We start from the raw sequence: 17,209 nt of genomic DNA, 5'->3' as shown, positions 1-17,209 counted from the left end.
CCGTGACCGCGACGATAGCGTGGCTCCTGGTCGGCGCGGCGGTCTCGGTGCTGGTCGCGGGGCTGGCCGCGGGCGTGGAGGCAGCACTCGCGCGCATCTCCCGGGTGCGCGCGGCGGAACTGCTCGACCGGGGTGAGCCGGGCGCGGCGCGACTGGTCAGGCTGACCGCGGACCCGGCCAGGTACGTCAACCTGGTGCTGCTGATCCGAGTGGTCGGCGAGATGGCCGCGGCGGTGATGGTCACCATGGTGTGCGCGCACCGCTGGGGCCTGACCTTCGGCACCGGGGCGCTGTCGGTCGCGATCATGGCCGTGGTCTCCTATGTCGCGATCGGCGTCACGCCGCGCACGCTGGGTCGTCAGCATGCGCCGCGGATCGCGGTGGCCGGGGCGGCCGTGCTGCTGCCGCTCGGGCGCATTCTCGGCCCGCTGCCGCAGGCGCTGATCGTGCTCGGCAACGCGCTGACTCCGGGTAAGGGCTTCCGGGAGGGGCCGTTCGCCACCGAGGCGGAGTTGCGCGCGCTGGTCGACATCGCGGAGCAGAACAGCGAGATCGAGGCCGCCGAGCGGCGCATGGTGCACTCCGTCTTCGAGCTCGGCGACACGCTGGTCAAGGAGGTCATGGTCCCGCGCACGGACATGCTGTTCATCGAGCGCGGCAAGACCCTGCGGCAGGCGTTGAGCCTGGCGCTGCGCAGCGGCTTCTCCCGGATTCCGGTGACCGGGCAGGACGCCGACGACGTGGTCGGCATCGTGTATCTCAAGGACCTGGTGCGCCGGATGCATGAGTCCGGCGAGGACGGCGACGCGATGGACGAGCCGGTGGAGAGTGTGATGCGGGCGCCCACCTACGTGCCCGACTCCAAGCACGCCGACGAACTGCTGCGGGACATGCAGGCGCAGCGCATCCACCTGGCGATCGTGATCGACGAGTACGGCGGCACGGCGGGGCTGGTCACCATCGAGGACATCCTGGAGGAGATCGTCGGAGAGATCGCCGACGAGTACGACCAGGGCAGGGCGCTGGTGGAATGGTTGGCCGAGCCGGGCGATCTGGACCGCGGGGCCCGGGTCTCGGCGCGGCTGGGCCTGGACGAGCTCGGCGAACTGTTCCACCGCGACCTGGAGGACGAGGACGTCGAGACGGTCGGCGGTCTGCTGGGCAAACGGCTCGGCAAGGTGCCGATTCCCGGAGCCACGGTCCGCATCGACGGATTGACCTTCACCGCCGAGTCCACCGAGGGGCGCCGCCGCAGGATCGGAACGGTCCTGGTACAGGCGGTTGCGCGCTCGCAGGACGAAGGTGCCGAGACGGCGTCCGGCGGCACCGGCGCGCGCGACACCGGCGAGCAGGGTGGACAGGGCGGGCAGGGCACTGATGCGCGATCGAAAGGTCAGCAGGACGAGGGGCCCCCGGCCGGCCAAGGCGTCGCAGCCTCCTGATCGCGGTGCCGCGCGTGCCCGTGTGCATCGGGCGATACGAACCGAGCTGTGCCGACGAACCGAGCCGACGAACCAGATACCGCCTGACGGGTACTGCCTGACAGGTACCGCCTTACTAGTCTGAGGATCCGATGACCGCCGAGCCGTCCGCCGCAGCCGCCGAACTCGACCCCGAGGATGCGAAGATCATCACGCTGGCCCGTTCCGCGCGTGCCCGCAACCGGGCCCCGGAAGGCGCGGCCGTGCGGGACGCCACCGGCCGCACGTACGTGGCTGTCACTGTGGCGCTGCCTTCGCTCAAGCTGTCCGCGCTTCAAGCGGCGGTGGCGACGGCGGTCGGTTCCGGCGCCGAGCGCCTTGAGGCCGCCGCGATCGTGTCCGAGTCGGGAACGCTGGCCGAGGCCGATCTCGCGCCGGCGCGGGACCTGAGCGTCGGCGCGGTGTTCCTGGCGGCCGCGGACGGCACGGTCGTCGCGCGGGCTTAGCGGGCTTGAGAAGGTGGCGTCGGAACATCCGTTTCGCCCGGTTACCGATCGACGGGCGTGTCGCGGAATCTCGACAGTTCTGCACGAAAGTGCCGAACCGAGCGCGGCAGCGGCCTGCGGCCGTGTGGGTTGTCGTACGGTGGCACGGTGAGCGGTGACGGTTCAGACCGGTACTACGGAGCCGGCGCACGGCGGCCGGAGTTCGACCCCGGACAGGCCACAGCGGACGGCCCGGCGCGCGATCCGCTGGGTCCGTCCGTCTCGACCTATGGGCGGGGCGGGAAAAGCGCGCGGCCGCCGAAGGCCGGGCGCGCGGGCGGGCGGCGGCGCCGCCGCGGCCGCACCGTCGTGCTCGTGCTGCTGGCGCTCCTGCTGGTCGTGCTCGGCAGCGCGGTCGGTACCTGGCTGTGGGCCTCGGCCAAGCTGACGAAGGTTGCCGCGCTGTCCGACTACGACGGCCGTCCGGCCCCGGGCGCGGGCACGAACTGGCTGGTCGTGGGTTCGGACAGTCGTTCGAACCTGACTGCGGCGCAGAAGAGCCAGCTACACGTGGGTTCGGACCAGGGCCAGCGCACCGACACGATCATGCTGCTGCACTACGGTTCCGGCGCCCCCGAGCTGATCTCGATCCCGCGGGACTCGTACGTCACGATCCCGGCCTACACGGACTCCTCCGGCAAGAGCCACGGCGCGAGCAGGAACAAGATCAACGCCGCTTACGACCTCGGCGGCGCGCCGCTGTTGGCCAAGACCGTGGAAACGGCCACCGGAGTGCGAGTGAACCACTACCTGGAGATCGGTTTCCTCGGCGTGGTGAACGTGGTCAACGCCGTCGGCGGCGTGAACCTGTGCCTGGACGCGCCGGTCAAGGACAGCCATTCGGGTGCGGACCTGCCGGCCGGCTGCCAGACCCTCGACGGCACCCAGTCGCTCGCGCTGATCCGCACCCGCTACTCGCTGGCCAACTCCGACATCAGCCGGATGGCGAACCAGCAGAAATTCGTGGCCGCGCTGGCCAAATCGGCGCTGCGGCCGGGCGTCGAGTTCAATCCGTTCACCCTGTACCCGTTCCTGGACTCGGCGCTCGGCTCGGTCGCGGTGGACAACGGTTCGGGCCTGTCCGACCTGGTGGGCATGGCCCGCAAGGTGCGCCCGATCACCGGCGGGAAGGGCGTGGTCGGCACCGTGCCGATCAAGAACGAGGGTTACCAGGTCTCGGGTATCGGCTCGACCGTGCTGTGGGATTCGACGAAGGCGAAGCGGTTGTTCGGCGCGGTGAACCAGGACGCCGCGATCCCTTCCGGACTGCTGAACACCATCGGTTAGGGCGCAGCGCTCAGCTCTAGCCATGCACTAGCCGCGGGACACTAGCCGCGGATCGCCGCGATCAGCGACACCACCGCGAGTGACGCCATGGCCAGCGCGGCGATCCGGGTGATCAGCCTGAGTGAGACGACGCGCAGCAGCGCCTGGCCGCCGAGGATCGCGAGCGCGGCGACCGTCCACAGCGCCACGAGCGCGCCGATGCCGACCTGCAGCCAGTCGTACTTCGCGGCAAGGTTCGCGGTGACGATCTGGGTCAGGTCGCCGAACTCCGCGACCGTGATCACGGTGAAACTGGTGAGGATCGCGCGCCGCGTGCCGTTGCCGTTTCCGCTGACGGGGCCGGCGGCCTCGGCGGCCTCCTGCGCCTCGCGCTGATCTTCCTCCTCCTGGTCGGCGTGCCGGTAGATCAGGACCGCGCCGAGCAGGAACAGCCCGGCCACGACGGCTTCCAGGACCCGGTGCGGCAACAGGGAAAGCAGCTTCCCGGCGGCCAGCGCGATGACGACCTGGACGGCGAACCCGCTGCTGGCGCCGAGGAACACGTCCCGGGCGCGGTACTTGGTCGCCAGCACGAGGCTGGCCAACGCGGTCTTGTCGGGCAGTTCGGCGAGGAAGACGACACCGAAGGTGGTCGCGATGACGGCCGCGTTCATGAAACGCAGTTCATCGGGGCGGGCCGGTTCGTGCGGCACCGTGACGGTAGGTTCACTGGTCGGGCTACCTCGCTCGGCGGGCTTTGTCCGCGACCAGTTTAGGCGGTTGACAGTGCCGGGCCCGCCGGGCCCCGATCAGTCGCCGTAGAAGGCGCGTTTGAACGCGATCATGCCGATGACGGTGCCTGCCACGACGAGGCCGACGATGACGCCGACCGGGAACGCGGCATGCTCCTGGCCCGCGAGGAACGCCGCGATCAGGCCGATGCCCAAGGCGGGCAGCACCGTCGAGCGGGTGAGGACGCGCGGACGTTCGGCGTCGTGCGTGGCGGGCTTGGTCGGCATGCGCCGAGCGTAAGGCAGCACCGGCTCGGCGGGAAGGGGCGGGGGCGCCTCACCCGGATGGCCGATCGCCCGTGAAATGACCATCGCCGCATCGGTGCGGCGATGCGGCGATGTCTATTCAATTCAGCGCTCCGGACCGGCTCGGCTCAGGGGCCGGGCGGTTCGGGGCCTGGGCTCCTGGGCGCGCGATGCGCTCCCCCGGAGTCCACCCTCGACTACGAGGGTGGCTGAGATCACGTTATTTGTCAACTCGCGCAACAAAACTCGTGAGAGCGGTTGCACAGCCCCTGTTCAACACGCCGGGTCGCCGGCTGCGGCAAGCCCGACGGGGTCGTCGCTTGCATTCTCAGCCGCATAAGCTACGTTAGCGTAACTTACGTGATCGTAGGTTGGCCCACGCGGTCGGCCGCGTTCGCGCCGACCACCATGCATCAGGAGCCAGCTGTGTCCCTGTCCACCGACTCGCGCACCGCCGCCGGCCAGGCGGACCAGACCGCGCTGCTCTACGAACTCGAACCCGTCGTCGAGGCCAACCTCAACCGGCACCTCTCCGTGGCCAAGGAGTGGTTCCCGCACGCCTACGTGCCCTGGAGCCAGGGGCGCGACTTCGACGGTCCGCTCGGCGGCGAGGCCTGGGAGCCGGGGCAGTCGAAGCTGGACGAGACCGCGCGCACCTCGCTCATCCTCAACCTGTTGACCGAGGACAACCTGCCCAGCTACCACCACGAGATCGCGCTGCTGTTCGGGCGCGACGGCGCGTGGGGCTCGTGGGTGCACCGCTGGACCGCGGAGGAGGGGCGGCACGGCACGGCGATCCGCGACTACCTGCTGACCACGCGCGCGGTCGACCCGGTCGCCCTGGAGCGCGCCCGGATGAACCACATGTCCACCGGCTATGTCTCCATGAACTCGCGCCAGCTGGTCAACTCGGTGGCGTACGTCTCGTTCCAGGAGCTGGCGACCCGGATCTCGCACCGCAACACCGGGAACTACAGCGGCGATCCGCTCTGCGAACAGCTGCTCGCCCGGGTCGCCGCCGACGAGAACCTGCACATGGTCTTCTACCGCAACCTGCTTTCCGCGGCCTTCGACGCGGCTCCGGACACGGTGATGGAGGCGGTACTGGATGTGGTCAAGCGTTTCGAGATGCCCGGCGCGACCGTCGAGAACTACACGCGCAAGTCGGTTCAGATCGCGCTGGCCGGGATCTACAACCTGCGCATCCACCACGACGAGGTGCTGATCCCGGTGCTGCGCCATGTCAGGGCGCTTGAGCGCACCGACCTCGGCCCGCGGGGCGAGCGCGCCCGCGAGGAGCTGTCCGGGGTGCTCGACGCTCTCGACGCCGCCGCGCGGCGTTTCGAGGAGAAGCGCGATGCGCGCCTGGCCCGCCGCGCTCAGGCGGGTGCGTGAACGGCGCGGCAGTTGAGCGGCGCGGTCAGGATTCCGGGATGACCGGCAGGCCGGCGGCGTCCAGCGGCCAGAACGGGTTGTGCGCCACCTCCCACAGGTGGCCGTCCGGATCGGCGAAGTAGCCGCTGTAGCCGCCCCAGAAGGTCTGCTGTCCCGGTTTCACCGGCGTCGCGCCCGCGGCGACCGCGGCGGCCAGCCCGCGGTCCACGGCCTGTGCGGACTCGACATTGATCGCGAGGGCGACGTGCCGGAACCCTTCCCCGTCCGCCGGGACGCCCGCGTCGTGGGCCAGATCGCGGTACGGGAAGAGCGAGAGCAGCGCGCCGCCCGTGCGCACGAAACTCACCCCGTCTCCCGCGTTCTCCACGAGCGGCCATCCCAGGGCTCGATAGAACGACGTCGCGCGGGCGAGGTCGGCCACCCCGAGGGTGACGAGGCTGACGCGGGCGGGCAGGGGGAGCGGAGTCGGCATGCCGCCGACTCTTCCAGACGGCACCGACATACCCGCGTCACACCATACTTTTCGGATGGGCCGTGGGTGTTCGGGCCGTGGGTGTGGCAGTGCCATGCGGCGGGCTTGTGCGGACCATGTCACGTGATCCGCTCATATCAGCATTCACCCGTTAGACCGTAGCGCGCGTGACCTGAGGCTTGCTGAGCCGTTTCGAGGGGAAGGCGGCGCCCTTTCCCGCCGCCTTCTCCTCGACTGATCACAAGAGGTTCTTCATGTACGACATGGCCAAGCGCAGCCTGGCTTTCACGGTCGCGACAGGCGGGCTGCTGCTGACCGGCACGGGTTACGCCCCGGCCGAAGCGGCTGTCGGTTTCGGTGCAGCCACGGACCCCGCGCCGGGCGCTTCGGCGAGCAGCACCGTGAGCGACTCGGGCGGCGTCCTGTCCGGCAACACTCTGCAGATTCCGGTCGATATCCCGGTGAACGTGTGCGGCAATCAGGTCGCCGGCATCGCGGTGGGTGACACGGTCGGCGGTGGTACTTGTGGTGCGGCCGGCGGTTCGGGTGGTGCGAGTGCGGCTGCGGCGAGCGATCATTCCGGTGGGGTTCTGTCCGGCAACACTCTGCAGATTCCGGTCTACATTCCGGTGAACGTGTGCGGCAATCAGGTCGCCGCAGTCGCGATGGGCGACCAGGTCGGCGGCAGCACCTGCGGCGGCGGCGCCGGCGGGGCGAGCGCCGTCGGCGCTTCGTCGAACTCGGGCGGAACCGCGTCGGGCAATCTGACGCAGCTGCCGATCTCCTTGCCGGTCTACGTGTGCGGCGACCAGGTCGACGCGGTCGGGATCGGAAACGGCGTCAACGGCTCCGTGTGTGATGACGCGCCGCCGGCCATCACCCCGGGCGGTACCCCGGCAGCGACGCCGAGCGGCACCCCGAGCGGCACCCCGGGCGGTACGCCATCCGCCTCGTCGAGCGCGTCGCCCGGCGACACGCCGAGCAGCTCGCCGTCGGGTTCGCCGTGCGGGGAATGTGGATCGCCGTCGAGTTCGCCGAGCGCTTCGCCATCGGGTTCGCCGTGCGGGTGCGGTTCGCCGTCGAGTTCGCCCAGCAGCCCCGCCTCGACCTCACCCAGCTACCCGCCGAGCAACTCGCAGAGCAACTCGCCGACCATGATGAAGCCGCCCGGCACCCCGACCATCCCGCCCGGTCAGCTGGCGAGCACCGGCACCGAGGAAGGACTGGCGCTGGCGGCGGCCGGTGCCGCGCTGCTCACGGGCCTCGGCCTGCGTACCGCATCGAGGCGAGGACGCCGCTCCCGCTGAGCGCGGACGGACTCGAACAGTCATGTGATGACTGGCAAGAGGATAAGAGGGCAGATCACACTGATGCGTGATCTGCCCTCTTCTTTCCGGTGAAAACGGTAGTATCGCCGCACCGGGAGCGCAGCGGAAGGAGCGGGCGTGTCCGAGAACGCCGCGGGGGCACGTCACGCCCGAATGGTCGAGGCCCGGGAAACCGGTGTGGACGTCTACGATCCAGGCGGCGGATACGACCTCTACGACACTGCTCCCTCCACCTGCGCCGTCGTGCTCGGCCGCTGGGCCCGCGCGCTCGGCGGGCTCGGCGAGGTGCTGATCACCCTCGGCCTGGTCATCGCCCTCTACGCGGTCTACGAGCTGTGGTGGAGCAACATCACCGCGGGTCAGGAGACGCGGCGCAACTCCACCGCGCTGCTGCACACCTGGTCCACGACCCCGCGCGCCGCGGCCGTCCAGCCGAGCGACGCGATCGCCGACGGACAGAGCTTCGGCTTCCTGTACATCCCCGCCTTCGGCGCGGACTGGCGAGCACTGATCATGCAGACGGTGGACCGCACCCGGGTACTGAACACCGGAGCGGTCGGCCACTACACGCAGCCCGCCTCGGCGCTGCCGTGGGATGCCTCGGGCAACTTCGCCCTGGCCGGTCACCGCGACGGTCACGGCATGATCTTCCGCGACCTGGACCGGCTGCGCCCCGGCGACCCGGTGTATGTGCAGACCGCGTACGGCTGGTTCGTATACCGGCTCGACCGGGAAGCCGCGTCGGTGCCGATCAACGATGTCGGCGCGGTCGCCCCGATCCCGGTCGGCTCGGGATACACCAAACCGGGCAGGTACATCACACTCACCACATGTACGCCCATGTATATCGACTCGTCCCGGATGGCGTGGTGGGGCCACCTGGTCGAGCAGACGCCGAAGGGGCAGGTGCCCGCCGGCGTGACGCCGATCTCCTGACACCGCCGGCCTGCCGGGCGGTGTGACGGAAAAGGTGCGAGCCGTGTCTCACCCGCGCATATCGGCAAATCCGCCGTCCTGATTTGGTCACGGTTACATCTCCCGCGCAACCGGTGGGTACCAAAGGCCGTAGCCTTCCCTGCGATACGCCGTGAGCTTCCCGGAGCCGGCGTGGGAGAGCTCTTCAGAGGGGGGACCGGTGAACCTCGTGCGTGGGCATCCACGTGCAGCCTTCATGGGTTTGATCGTCGCGGGTCTGATATCAGCGACCGCGTACGTCGCCTTCCCGGCGCACGGTGACGAACTGACCATCTCGCAGGACGCCCTGCGCACCGGCTGGGACCAGAGCGAGAGCGCGCTCGACCCGGCGTCCGTCGCGTCCTCCGACTTCGGCCAGCAGTTCGCCGCCACGCTCGACGGGCAGGTGTACGCGCAGCCGCTCGTCGTCGGCAGCACCCTGATAGCAGCCACCGAGAACGACAAGGTGTACGGGCTCGACAAGTCGACCGGCGCCATCCTGTGGACCGACGACTTCGGCCCGTACTGGCCCGCCGTGACGATCGGCTGCTCCGACCTGACCCCGAACCTGGGCATCACCTCGGCCCCCGTCTACGACAACGCGACCGGGTACGTCTATCTGGTCTCGAAGGTCGACAACGGCACCGACGCGATGCACCCGAACTACTACATGCACGCGGTCGACCCGAACGCGGGCACGGAGAAGTCAGGCTTCCCGGTGCTCATCGGCGGCCACCCCTCGAACGACCCGGCGGCCACCTTCGACCCGGCCTACGAGGGCCAGCGGCCGGGCCTGCTGTTGATGGACGGCGTGGTGTACGCGGCCTTCGGCTCCCACTGCGACTTCGGATCCGATTTCCGCGGCTACATCGCGGGCGTCTCCACGGCGGGCAAGCAGACCGCGCTGTGGTCGGACGAGACCGGCACCGGAAACAAGGGAGGCGGCATCTGGGCCGGCGGCGGCGGCCTGGTCTCCGACGGCTCCGGGCAGATCCTCTTCGCCACCGGCAACGGCGTGTCCCCCGCGATCGGGCCGGGCGGCACCCCGCCCGGGAACCTGGCCGAGTCGGTGGTGCGGCTGCACGTGAACGCGGACGGTTCGCTGGCGCCGAGCGACTTCTTCAGCCCCTCGAACGCGCCGACCATGGACGCCAACGACACCGACTTCGGCGCCGGCGGCCCGCTGGCCCTGCCGGACGGCTTCGGCACCGCCGCGCACCCGCACCTGATGGTGCAGATGGGCAAGGACGGCCGGCTGTTCCTGCTCGACCGGGACAACCTCGGCGGCCGCGGCCAGGGCGCCGGCGGTACCGACGCGGTCCTCGGGATGGTCGGCCCGTACCAGGGGCAGTGGGGCCATCCCGCCTTCTACGGCGGCGACGGCGGCTACGTTTACCTGATCGGCAACGGCGGCCCGCTGCGCGCGTTCAAGGTCGCGGTCAGCGGTTCCGGGATTCCGGCCCTGACACCGGCCGGCACCAGCGCCGGCAGCTTCAACTACACCTCCGGCTCGCCGGTGGTGACCTCCGACGGCACCACCCCGGGCACCGCCGTGGTCTGGGCCGTGTGGTCCTCCGGCCCGACCGGGGCGAACGCCGAGCTGCGCGCGTACAGCGCGGAGCCGGACGGCAGCGGCACGCTGGCCGAACTGTGGTCCGCGCCGATCGGTACCGCAGTGAAGTTCGTCACCCCGGCCACCAGCGGCGGCCGCGTGTACGTCGGAACCCGCGACGGCAAGGTCCTCGCCTTCGGACGCCCGTCCAGCGCCCCGCTGACCGGCTCGCCGGTCTCGTTCGGCGACGTGCAGGTCGGCACGACCGGCTCCGCGACGCTGACCGTCACGGCGTCGACGGCGCTGAGCGTGACCGCGGTCACGGCCACCTCGCCGTTCACGGCCGCAGCCCCGGACCTGCCGCACGCGATGAACGGCGGCGACACCTACCAGATCCCGGTGTCCTTCGCGCCCGGCGGCCCCGGCACCATCAGCGGCACGGTGACCTTGAACACGAGCGCCGGCAAGGTCTCCTTCACCGCCTCCGGTTACGGCACCCAGCCGGGACTCGGCGCCAGTCCGCCCAACGCCGTCTTCCCCGACCAGCCGGTGAGCCTGAGCAAGACGCAGAACATCCAGGTCACCAACACGGGCACGACCACCGAGACGATCAGCGCGGTGACCACGCCGGCCGCGCCTTACTCGGTCACCGGACTGCCCGCGATCGGCACGGTCATCCCGGCCGGCGGCTCGTTCGTCGCCTCGGCCACGTACGCCCCGACGGCCACCGGGACGAATACGGACTCGATCACGGTGACCTCGACCGAGCCGGACGCCTCCGCGCGCGTCCTGACGATCTCGCTGACCGGCAACGCGATCGTCGGCCAGGGCAACCTGGTGGTCTCGCCGTGGCCGCTGAACTTCGGCTCGGTGCCGCTCGGTTCCACCGCGACGCAGAGCTTCACCATCACCAACACCGGCAACATCCCGGTCACCGTCACCAAGGCCAAGGCGCCCGACTCGGACTTCACCTCCGCCTCCCCGCTGCCCGAGGGGCAGGTGATCGGCCCGGATCAGACGTACGTCCAGTCGGTCACCTTCACCCCGACCGCACTCGGCGCCGAGAGCGCGCAGTACGAGATGACCAGCGACGACGGCCAGGGCGCCGAGTACCTGCCGATCAACGGCACCGCGGTCGCCACCCTGTCGGTCGTGCCGACCGGCTGGCAGGCCAACGGCGTGGCAACCGTCGACGGCTCGACCGGGACGATCCAGCTGACCCCCGCCACCGCGCAGTTCGTGGCCGGCTCCGCCTTCAACACATCGCCGGTCGGCACCGCCGATCTGGCGGCGTCGTTCACCGCGCAGCTGAGCGGAGGCACCGGCGCGGACGGGCTGACCTTCTCGCTGATCGACGCGACCAAGGACGCGCCGACCTCGCTCGGCGGCGCGGGCGGCGGCCTGGGCCTGGGCGGGCTCAGCGGCATCGGCGTGGTGCTGGACACGTATCAGAACGCTCAAGCCAACTCGGCCAACTACGTTGCGATCGCGACCGGGACGGGCAGCGGTTCGGGCGCGATGACCTACCTGGCCACGGCACCGGTCCCGGCCCCGCTGCGCACCGGCACCCACAAGGTCGCGGTGACGGTGCTCGGCGGCGTGATCACCGTGTACGTGGACGCGGCGAGGCTGCTGAGCTACACGCCGGCGGCCGGACTGATTCCGGCGAGCGCCTACGCGGGGTTCACCGCGGGCAGCGGCATGGAGACCGACGTGCACGCCGTCAGCGGCATCGCGATCGCGAGCTCGCCGGCCGCGGCGGTCGCCGCGGCGCCCGCGCCGAGCCCGGCCACGGTGTCCTTCGCCGGCACGCCGGTGAGCTTCTCCGTGATCAAGACCGTGACGTTCAGCAACAGCAGCCTGGTGCCCGTGGTGGTCACCGGGGTGACCGTTCCGACCGGGGAGCTGAGCGCGCCCGCGGTGCCCGCGATCGGCACGCTGATCCCGGCCGGCGGATCGGTGACCATACAGGTCGTCTTCACGCCCAAGGTGCTCGGCATCGCCACCGGCGCGCTGGCGCTGGCGACGAGCGGGGGTACCGCGACCGTGTCGATCAGAGGCGCCACGTGGCCGCTGCCGGGCCTGCTGCACCCGGTGAAGGTGAGTAGCGCTACGGCCAGATGATCGACCCTGGTCACGGCACCGCGGCGCAGCAGCGCGCCGCGGTGCCGGGTTTGCACCGGTGTGCAAGTTTCAGGCCCGCTTGAACGGTTAAGTCCCGGGCCCTACCGTGCTGGCGAGCGCGACGAAGGCGTGCGCTCATCCTGCCCACGGAGGTTTCTGCATGGATACGCTCCACCACCGGTCCCGTTCTCCACGGTTGCGCGCCGCTCTCGCCGGCACCGGCGCCGTCGTGCTCGCCGCGGGAGCCGGGATCGTCGCGCTCACCTCGACGGCGGCCTCGGCCGCGACCCCAGCGTGTGCGGTCACGTACACGGTCAGCAGTCAGTGGCCCGGCGGCTTCGGCGCGAGTATCACCGTCGTCAACAACGGCGCGGCCATCAACGGCTGGACGTTCGGTTTCTCGTTCCCCGCCTCCGGGCAGAGCGTGACTCAGGGCTGGAACGGCACGTGGTCGCAGGTCGGCGCCAACGTCACCGTCACCAACATGAGCTGGAACGCCGGGATCTCGACCGGAGGGTCGCTGCAGCTCGGCTTCAACGGCGCCTGGACCGGCAGCAACCCGGTGCCCACCGCGTTCACCCTCAACGGCGTGACGTGCAACGGCGGCCCGGCCGGCAGCCCGTCGGCCTCGCCCACGCCGAGCCCGTCGAAGTCCGCCTCGCCCAGCGCGTCCCCGTCCTCGTCCCCGTCGTCCTCACCCTCGCCCTCGGCCTCGCCGACCGGCAGCTCGGGCGGCGGCGCGGCCCCGCAGCTGCACGTCTCCGGAAACAAGATCCTCACCTCGGGCGGCGCCGCCTGGACGCCGCACGGGGTGAACCGGGCCGGCGGCGAGTACGAGTGCGTACAGGGTTACGGGATCTGGGACGGCCCGGCCGACCAGGCCTCGGTGTCCGCGATCAAGAGCTGGAACGCCAACGCCGTGCGGGTCCCGCTCAACGAGGCCTGCTGGAACGGCGAGTCGTATGTGAACTCCGCGTACGCCGGCTCGAACTACATCAACGCGGTCAAGTCCTTCGTCAACCTGCTCAACTCCAACGGCCTGGTGGCGATCCTCGACCTGCACTGGACCGACGGCACCTACACCGGCAACTCCTCCGGCTGTTCCTCGGCGCAGGCCACCTGCCAGAAGCCGATGCCGGACGCCGCGCAGGCGATCCCGTTCTGGACGTCCGTCGCCAGCACGTTCAAGGGCGACAACGCGGTCATCTTCGACCTCTTCAACGAGCCCTACGCCTCCCGCGCCACCGGTGACACCACCAGCGGCTGGCAGTGCTGGAAGAACGGCGGCACCTGCAACGGCATCGGCTACCAGGTCGCCGGGATGCAGAGCATGGTCAACGCGGTGCGCTCCACCGGTGCGAGCAACGTCATCATGCTCGGCGGCGAGGAGTACTCCAACGACCTGACCCAGTGGCTGAGCTACGAGCCCACCGACCCGGACAACAACCTGGTGGCCTCCTGGCACGACTACAACTTCAACACCTGCGCCCCGCAGTCCTGCTGGACCAGCCAGGTCGCCCCGGTCATCGCGAAGGTCCCGGTCATCGCGGGCGAGATCGGGGAGAACGACTGCTCCGGCAGCTTCATCAATCCGCTGATGTCCTGGCTGGACTCGCAGGGCACCGGCTATCTGGCCTGGACCTGGGACAACTGGAGCGGCGGCTGCTCCAGCGGCCCGACCCTGATCACCGACTACACCGGCACGCCGACGAACTTCGGCGCGGCCTACAAGGCGCACATCACCACGCTCCCGTAGGACGCTCCCGGAGCAGTGCGCCTGAATCCGCTGCGCGACCCCTTCTCCCCGGGGCCGCGCAGCGGACTTCTCCGGCGCTGTGCCGCGCAGCGGCCTTTCGGCGTCGCGCGCGCAGCGGCCTCTCAGTGCCCTTCGCCCGGCGACTTGTCAGCCTTCGAGCTTGAGCACCCGTACTCCGAACGGCGGCAGCGACACGGTGTCCTCGGCCAGCTTTCCGCCGTCGCGCACCACGGGCTTCACGGTCAGTTCCTCGGCGGCCTGGCTGACGAACCACACGTAGCGGGTGCCGTCTTCGTGCACGAGCACGTCCACTGCGACCCGCGGATCGTCCGCCGTGACCGCCCTGGTGACGCCCGCGAATTCGGCCAGCGCTTCGTACAGGTCCCGGGTCGGCTCGGGATTGACCCGCGGCAGGCTCGCGGCCATGTGCTCGATCCCGTAGGTGCAGAACACCATCGCGCCCGCGCCGACCCGCCGCGACAGCAGCGCCGGGCGGCCCTGGCCGTCCACCGCCAGCACCTCGGCCTCGGTCGGCCGCACCGGGAGCATCGCCCGGCTGTGCTCGTTGCCGCCCGTGCGGAAACGCAGCCGCGAGCCCTCGCCGAGCGGACCGAACGGCCGGACGAACTCGAATTCGAACTCGTCCTGCGAGACCGGGTCCACGAGCCCGTACATCAGCTGGTGCTCGAACCCGAACATCTTGTTCATCGCGGCGTGCCAGGGACCGCGCTGGTTGAAGTGCGCCCCGGCGGAGTAGGACACGTACACGGTCGCCCCGCCGCGCGCCAGGTCCTCCAGCTGGTACCAGGTCGGCGAGAGCAGGTGCTTGGTCGAGGGCACCAGGTACAGCTTCGCGTCGGAGCCGATCCCGTCGCTCTCGCGGGCGAGCGCCACCGGCAGGTCGGCCAGCCGCGCCGAGACGTACGCCTGGCGCAGCGTGTCGAAGACGTGCGGTCCGTCCTTCTCCGGCTCGGTGAACGGGTGTTCGGTGTCCAGGAACGAGCTGACCACCATCGCGGTGTCGGCCGCAGTGCGGCGCAGCCGGGGGAAGTCGACCCGGGCGAGCACGTCGGCGAACGCGCGCAGCTCGGCCAGCTGCGGCTTGGGCCTGCCCGCGGCGTCGGTCAGGCCGAAGTGCAGCTCGAAGGGATGGTGCCGATACGGGTCCTGATCTTCGAGGCCGTCGAAGTCGGTGTTGTTCCAGGCACCCCAACCGGTGGCGCCGGCCAGCAGCGAGTTGTGCAGCGCCTGCCGGTAGTAGTGCGCGCCGTTGGCGTCCGAGGCGAAATCGGAGGTCAGGCCGAACTCCTCCAGGATCACCGGGCGGCCGAAGGAACCGGACAGTTCGCAGATCCAGGCGGCCGTGTAGTGCTGGCGCACCGGATCGTCGCCCATCGGATAGCTGTGCGGGCCGATGAAGTCGCACAGCCGCGCGATGTCCCGCAGCCGGAAACCATTGTCCAGCCCGGTGATCTCCAGCCCCCAGGCCCCGTCGCCGAGCGAGATCGGCTGGCTGCCGCCGCCCGCGCGCACCGCGTCGATGATCAGCTGCGCCCACGAGGCGACCTGCTCGCGCGCCCCCGGGCCGCCGTAGATCGGCATCTCGTTGCTCACCAGCCAGCCGGCCACGGCGGGGTGCGCGGCGTAGCGGCGCGCCATCTGGCCGCCGAACCAGGCCTGCTGCGCGACCATCCACACGTCGCCGTAGAGGTCGCGCCCGCCGCGCCAGGCAGGGTCCCAGTTCTCCCCGGACATGTGCCCGACGATCAGGGTGGGAATGGTGTACATGCCCAGCTCGGTGTGCAGGTCGAGGAATTCCTCGTAGCGCGCGCAGCACTCCTGGTCGAGCGTGTTCGGTTCCGGCATGAAATCCGGCCAGTAGAAGAACGAGCGGGTGAAGGTCAGCCCGTGCTCGCGCAGCACCCGCAGCTCGGCGCGGACCGTGTCCGCGTCGAACCGACGCCACATCAGCGGCCCGCCGCGGCGGGACCAGAAGTTCGCGCCGATCCACGGCGCGGGACTGGATCCGGGTTCGCCGGGCAACCGGAGGGAGGGACGTTGCATGCGGGTCACGACCTTTCACGGGCGGGACTTTCGGGGCGCGGTTCGAGCGGCAACGGGCCTCGACGCCGCGCCGTAAGGTGCTATACCGGTTTAGTGGATCGCAAAACCGCCCGGCGCGCAAGAGCCCGTACGGGCGTCCGGCGTGTGGACGGGTCGTAGACTGCCCAGCGAGGTCGGGGTTGGCCGGCTCGAAGCGCCGGGCAGGCACTGGGTACTGGAGGTCTCACGAGGTGAAGCGGCCCACGATCGCGGACATCGCCCAGCGGGCCGGTGTTACCAAGGCGGCGGTCTCCTTCGCGCTCAACAACCAGCCGGGGGTCTCTCCGTCCACCCGGCAGCGGATCCTGGAGATCGCCCGGGAGATCGGCTGGCAGCCCAACAGCGCCGCGCGCGCCCTGTCGGACGGCCGGGCCGGGGCCTTCGGCCTGGTTATCGACCGGCCGGCCGGCACGCTGGGCGCGGAGCCGTTCTTCATGCAGCTTATCGCCGGGATCCAGGGCGAGCTGGCGGCCGGCCACACCGCGTTGCTGTTCACGGTGGCCGAGGACCGCAAGGCGGAGATCGAGCTTTACCGCACCTGGTGGGGACAGCGCAGGGTGGACGGGGTCTTCATGGTCGACCTGCGCATCGACGACCCGCGCATCGGGGTGCTGCGTGACCTGGCCCTGCCCACGGTGGTGGTCGGCGCGCCGGAGGGCTCGGGCGGCCTGTCGGCGGTGTGGACCGATGACGAGACCGCGGCGCGGCTCGCCGTCCAGCACCTGGTCGGGCTCGGCCATCGCCGAATCGCCCGGGTGACCGGCATGACAGACCTCTGGCACACGCGGATCCGCACCGGCGCGTTCATGCAGGCGGTGACCCAGGTGGGCGTCGAGGCGCGGTGCGTCACGGCGGACTACACCGCGCAGGGCGGCGCCGACGCGACCACCGCGCTGCTGGCCGAGCCGGCGCCGCCGACCGCGATCGTCTACGACAACGACCTGATGGCGGTCTCCGGGCTCGGCGCCGCCCAGCGTGCCGGGGTGGACGTGCCCGGGCAGCTGTCCGTGGTGTCCTGGGACGATTCGGTGCTGTGCCAGCTGGTCCACCCGGCCATCACCGCGCTGCGCCGGGACGTGGTCGCGTACGGCGCGCACGCGGCGCAGCGGCTGCTGGAACTCGCGGCCGGCGGCGCCCCGGGCTCCCGCGGCGAGCCGCCCGCGGTGCTCGAGCCGCGCGCATCCACCGCCGCGCCGCCGCGAAGCTGACAGCGGGCGGCCTCTCGCTCCATCTCGGGCCTGACGCACGGCTCTGTC

Annotated in this window: 13 protein-coding genes; 9 read left to right on the top strand and 4 right to left on the bottom strand. The window is 70.6% G+C overall.

What is annotated here, in order from left to right:
* Nucleotides 1–2: 2 nt before the first annotated feature.
* From KGA66_RS02745 to KGA66_RS30780, 3 genes are all read left to right on the top strand, one after another.
* Entirely contained in the window at nucleotides 3–1,442 is a 1,440-nt protein-coding gene (locus KGA66_RS02745; RefSeq protein WP_211464115.1) for a hemolysin family protein, read from the top strand.
* 131 nt (nucleotides 1,443–1,573) lie between these two features.
* On the top strand, nucleotides 1,574–1,927 hold the full coding sequence (locus KGA66_RS02740; protein ID WP_211464113.1) for a cytidine deaminase-like protein: 354 nt from the start codon (nucleotides 1,574–1,576) through the stop codon (nucleotides 1,925–1,927).
* A 147-nt stretch (nucleotides 1,928–2,074) separates the two neighbouring features.
* A complete protein-coding gene (locus KGA66_RS30780; RefSeq protein ID WP_211464111.1) occupies nucleotides 2,075–3,253 on the top strand; it encodes an LCP family protein in 1,179 nt (392 codons plus the stop codon).
* Between the two features lie 41 nt (nucleotides 3,254–3,294).
* On the opposite strand, the gene KGA66_RS02730 is transcribed toward KGA66_RS30780, so the two are convergent.
* Entirely contained in the window at nucleotides 3,295–3,906 is a 612-nt protein-coding gene (locus KGA66_RS02730) for a TMEM165/GDT1 family protein (protein WP_211464109.1), read from the bottom strand.
* Nucleotides 3,907–4,041: 135 nt separating this feature from the next.
* The gene (locus KGA66_RS02725; RefSeq protein ID WP_211464107.1) at nucleotides 4,042–4,251 is read right to left on the bottom strand and encodes a hypothetical protein; all 210 of its coding nucleotides are present in this window, start codon (nucleotides 4,249–4,251) and stop codon (nucleotides 4,042–4,044) included.
* Nucleotides 4,252–4,701: 450 nt separating this feature from the next.
* Between KGA66_RS02725 and KGA66_RS02720 the strand changes: the two genes are divergently transcribed.
* Entirely contained in the window at nucleotides 4,702–5,664 is a 963-nt protein-coding gene (locus KGA66_RS02720; protein ID WP_246506934.1) for an acyl-ACP desaturase, read from the top strand.
* Nucleotides 5,665–5,689: 25 nt separating this feature from the next.
* Here KGA66_RS02720 and KGA66_RS02715 read toward each other — a convergent pair whose 3' ends face one another.
* Nucleotides 5,690–6,136, bottom strand: coding sequence for a VOC family protein (locus KGA66_RS02715; RefSeq protein WP_211464105.1), 447 nt, complete (start codon nucleotides 6,134–6,136; stop codon nucleotides 5,690–5,692).
* Between the two features lie 254 nt (nucleotides 6,137–6,390).
* Between KGA66_RS02715 and KGA66_RS02710 the strand changes: the two genes are divergently transcribed.
* The 4 genes from KGA66_RS02710 (at nucleotide 6,391) to KGA66_RS02695 (ending at nucleotide 13,850) form a co-directional block, all read left to right on the top strand.
* Nucleotides 6,391–7,443, top strand: a complete 1,053-nt coding sequence (locus KGA66_RS02710; protein WP_211464097.1) for a chaplin — start codon at nucleotides 6,391–6,393, stop codon at nucleotides 7,441–7,443.
* 138 nt (nucleotides 7,444–7,581) lie between these two features.
* Nucleotides 7,582–8,400 (top strand): class E sortase, encoded by an 819-nt coding sequence (locus KGA66_RS02705; protein WP_211464095.1) that lies wholly within the window; start codon nucleotides 7,582–7,584, stop codon nucleotides 8,398–8,400.
* Between the two features lie 199 nt (nucleotides 8,401–8,599).
* Nucleotides 8,600–12,094 (top strand): choice-of-anchor D domain-containing protein, encoded by a 3,495-nt coding sequence (locus KGA66_RS02700; protein WP_211464093.1) that lies wholly within the window; start codon nucleotides 8,600–8,602, stop codon nucleotides 12,092–12,094.
* A gap of 160 nt (nucleotides 12,095–12,254) precedes the next feature.
* Nucleotides 12,255–13,850 (top strand): cellulase family glycosylhydrolase, encoded by a 1,596-nt coding sequence (locus tag KGA66_RS02695; protein ID WP_211464091.1) that lies wholly within the window; start codon nucleotides 12,255–12,257, stop codon nucleotides 13,848–13,850.
* A 147-nt stretch (nucleotides 13,851–13,997) separates the two neighbouring features.
* Here the strand turns inward: KGA66_RS02695 and KGA66_RS02690 are convergent, their stop codons facing one another.
* The gene (locus KGA66_RS02690; protein WP_211464088.1) at nucleotides 13,998–15,914 is read right to left on the bottom strand and encodes a cellulase family glycosylhydrolase; all 1,917 of its coding nucleotides are present in this window, start codon (nucleotides 15,912–15,914) and stop codon (nucleotides 13,998–14,000) included.
* Nucleotides 15,915–16,144: 230 nt separating this feature from the next.
* On the opposite strand from KGA66_RS02690, the gene KGA66_RS02685 reads away from it, so the two are divergent.
* On the top strand, nucleotides 16,145–17,161 hold the full coding sequence (locus KGA66_RS02685) for a LacI family DNA-binding transcriptional regulator (RefSeq protein ID WP_211464086.1): 1,017 nt from the start codon (nucleotides 16,145–16,147) through the stop codon (nucleotides 17,159–17,161).
* Nucleotides 17,162–17,209 lie beyond the last annotated feature (48 nt).

Source organism: Actinocrinis puniceicyclus (genome assembly GCF_018283645.1).
In the GTDB taxonomy this organism is placed as follows: Bacteria; Actinomycetota; Actinomycetes; order Streptomycetales; family Catenulisporaceae; genus Actinocrinis; species Actinocrinis puniceicyclus.
This window is presented reverse-complemented; position numbering and strand designations above follow the sequence as displayed.

What these genes read in the sequence shown, in the direction of transcription:
- KGA66_RS02740 (WP_211464113.1), top strand. Translation starts at nt 1,574, where the DNA reads ATGACCGCCGAGCCGTCCGCCGCAGCCGCCGAACTCGACCCCGAGGAT.
- KGA66_RS02730 (WP_211464109.1), bottom strand. Translation starts at nt 3,906, where the DNA reads ATGAACGCGGCCGTCATCGCGACCACCTTCGGTGTCGTCTTCCTCGCC.
- KGA66_RS02725 (WP_211464107.1), bottom strand. Translation starts at nt 4,251, where the DNA reads ATGCCGACCAAGCCCGCCACGCACGACGCCGAACGTCCGCGCGTCCTC.
- KGA66_RS02715 (WP_211464105.1), bottom strand. Translation starts at nt 6,136, where the DNA reads ATGCCGACTCCGCTCCCCCTGCCCGCCCGCGTCAGCCTCGTCACCCTC.
- KGA66_RS02710 (WP_211464097.1), top strand. Translation starts at nt 6,391, where the DNA reads ATGTACGACATGGCCAAGCGCAGCCTGGCTTTCACGGTCGCGACAGGC.
- KGA66_RS02695 (WP_211464091.1), top strand. Translation starts at nt 12,255, where the DNA reads ATGGATACGCTCCACCACCGGTCCCGTTCTCCACGGTTGCGCGCCGCT.
- KGA66_RS02690 (WP_211464088.1), bottom strand. Translation starts at nt 15,914, where the DNA reads ATGCAACGTCCCTCCCTCCGGTTGCCCGGCGAACCCGGATCCAGTCCC.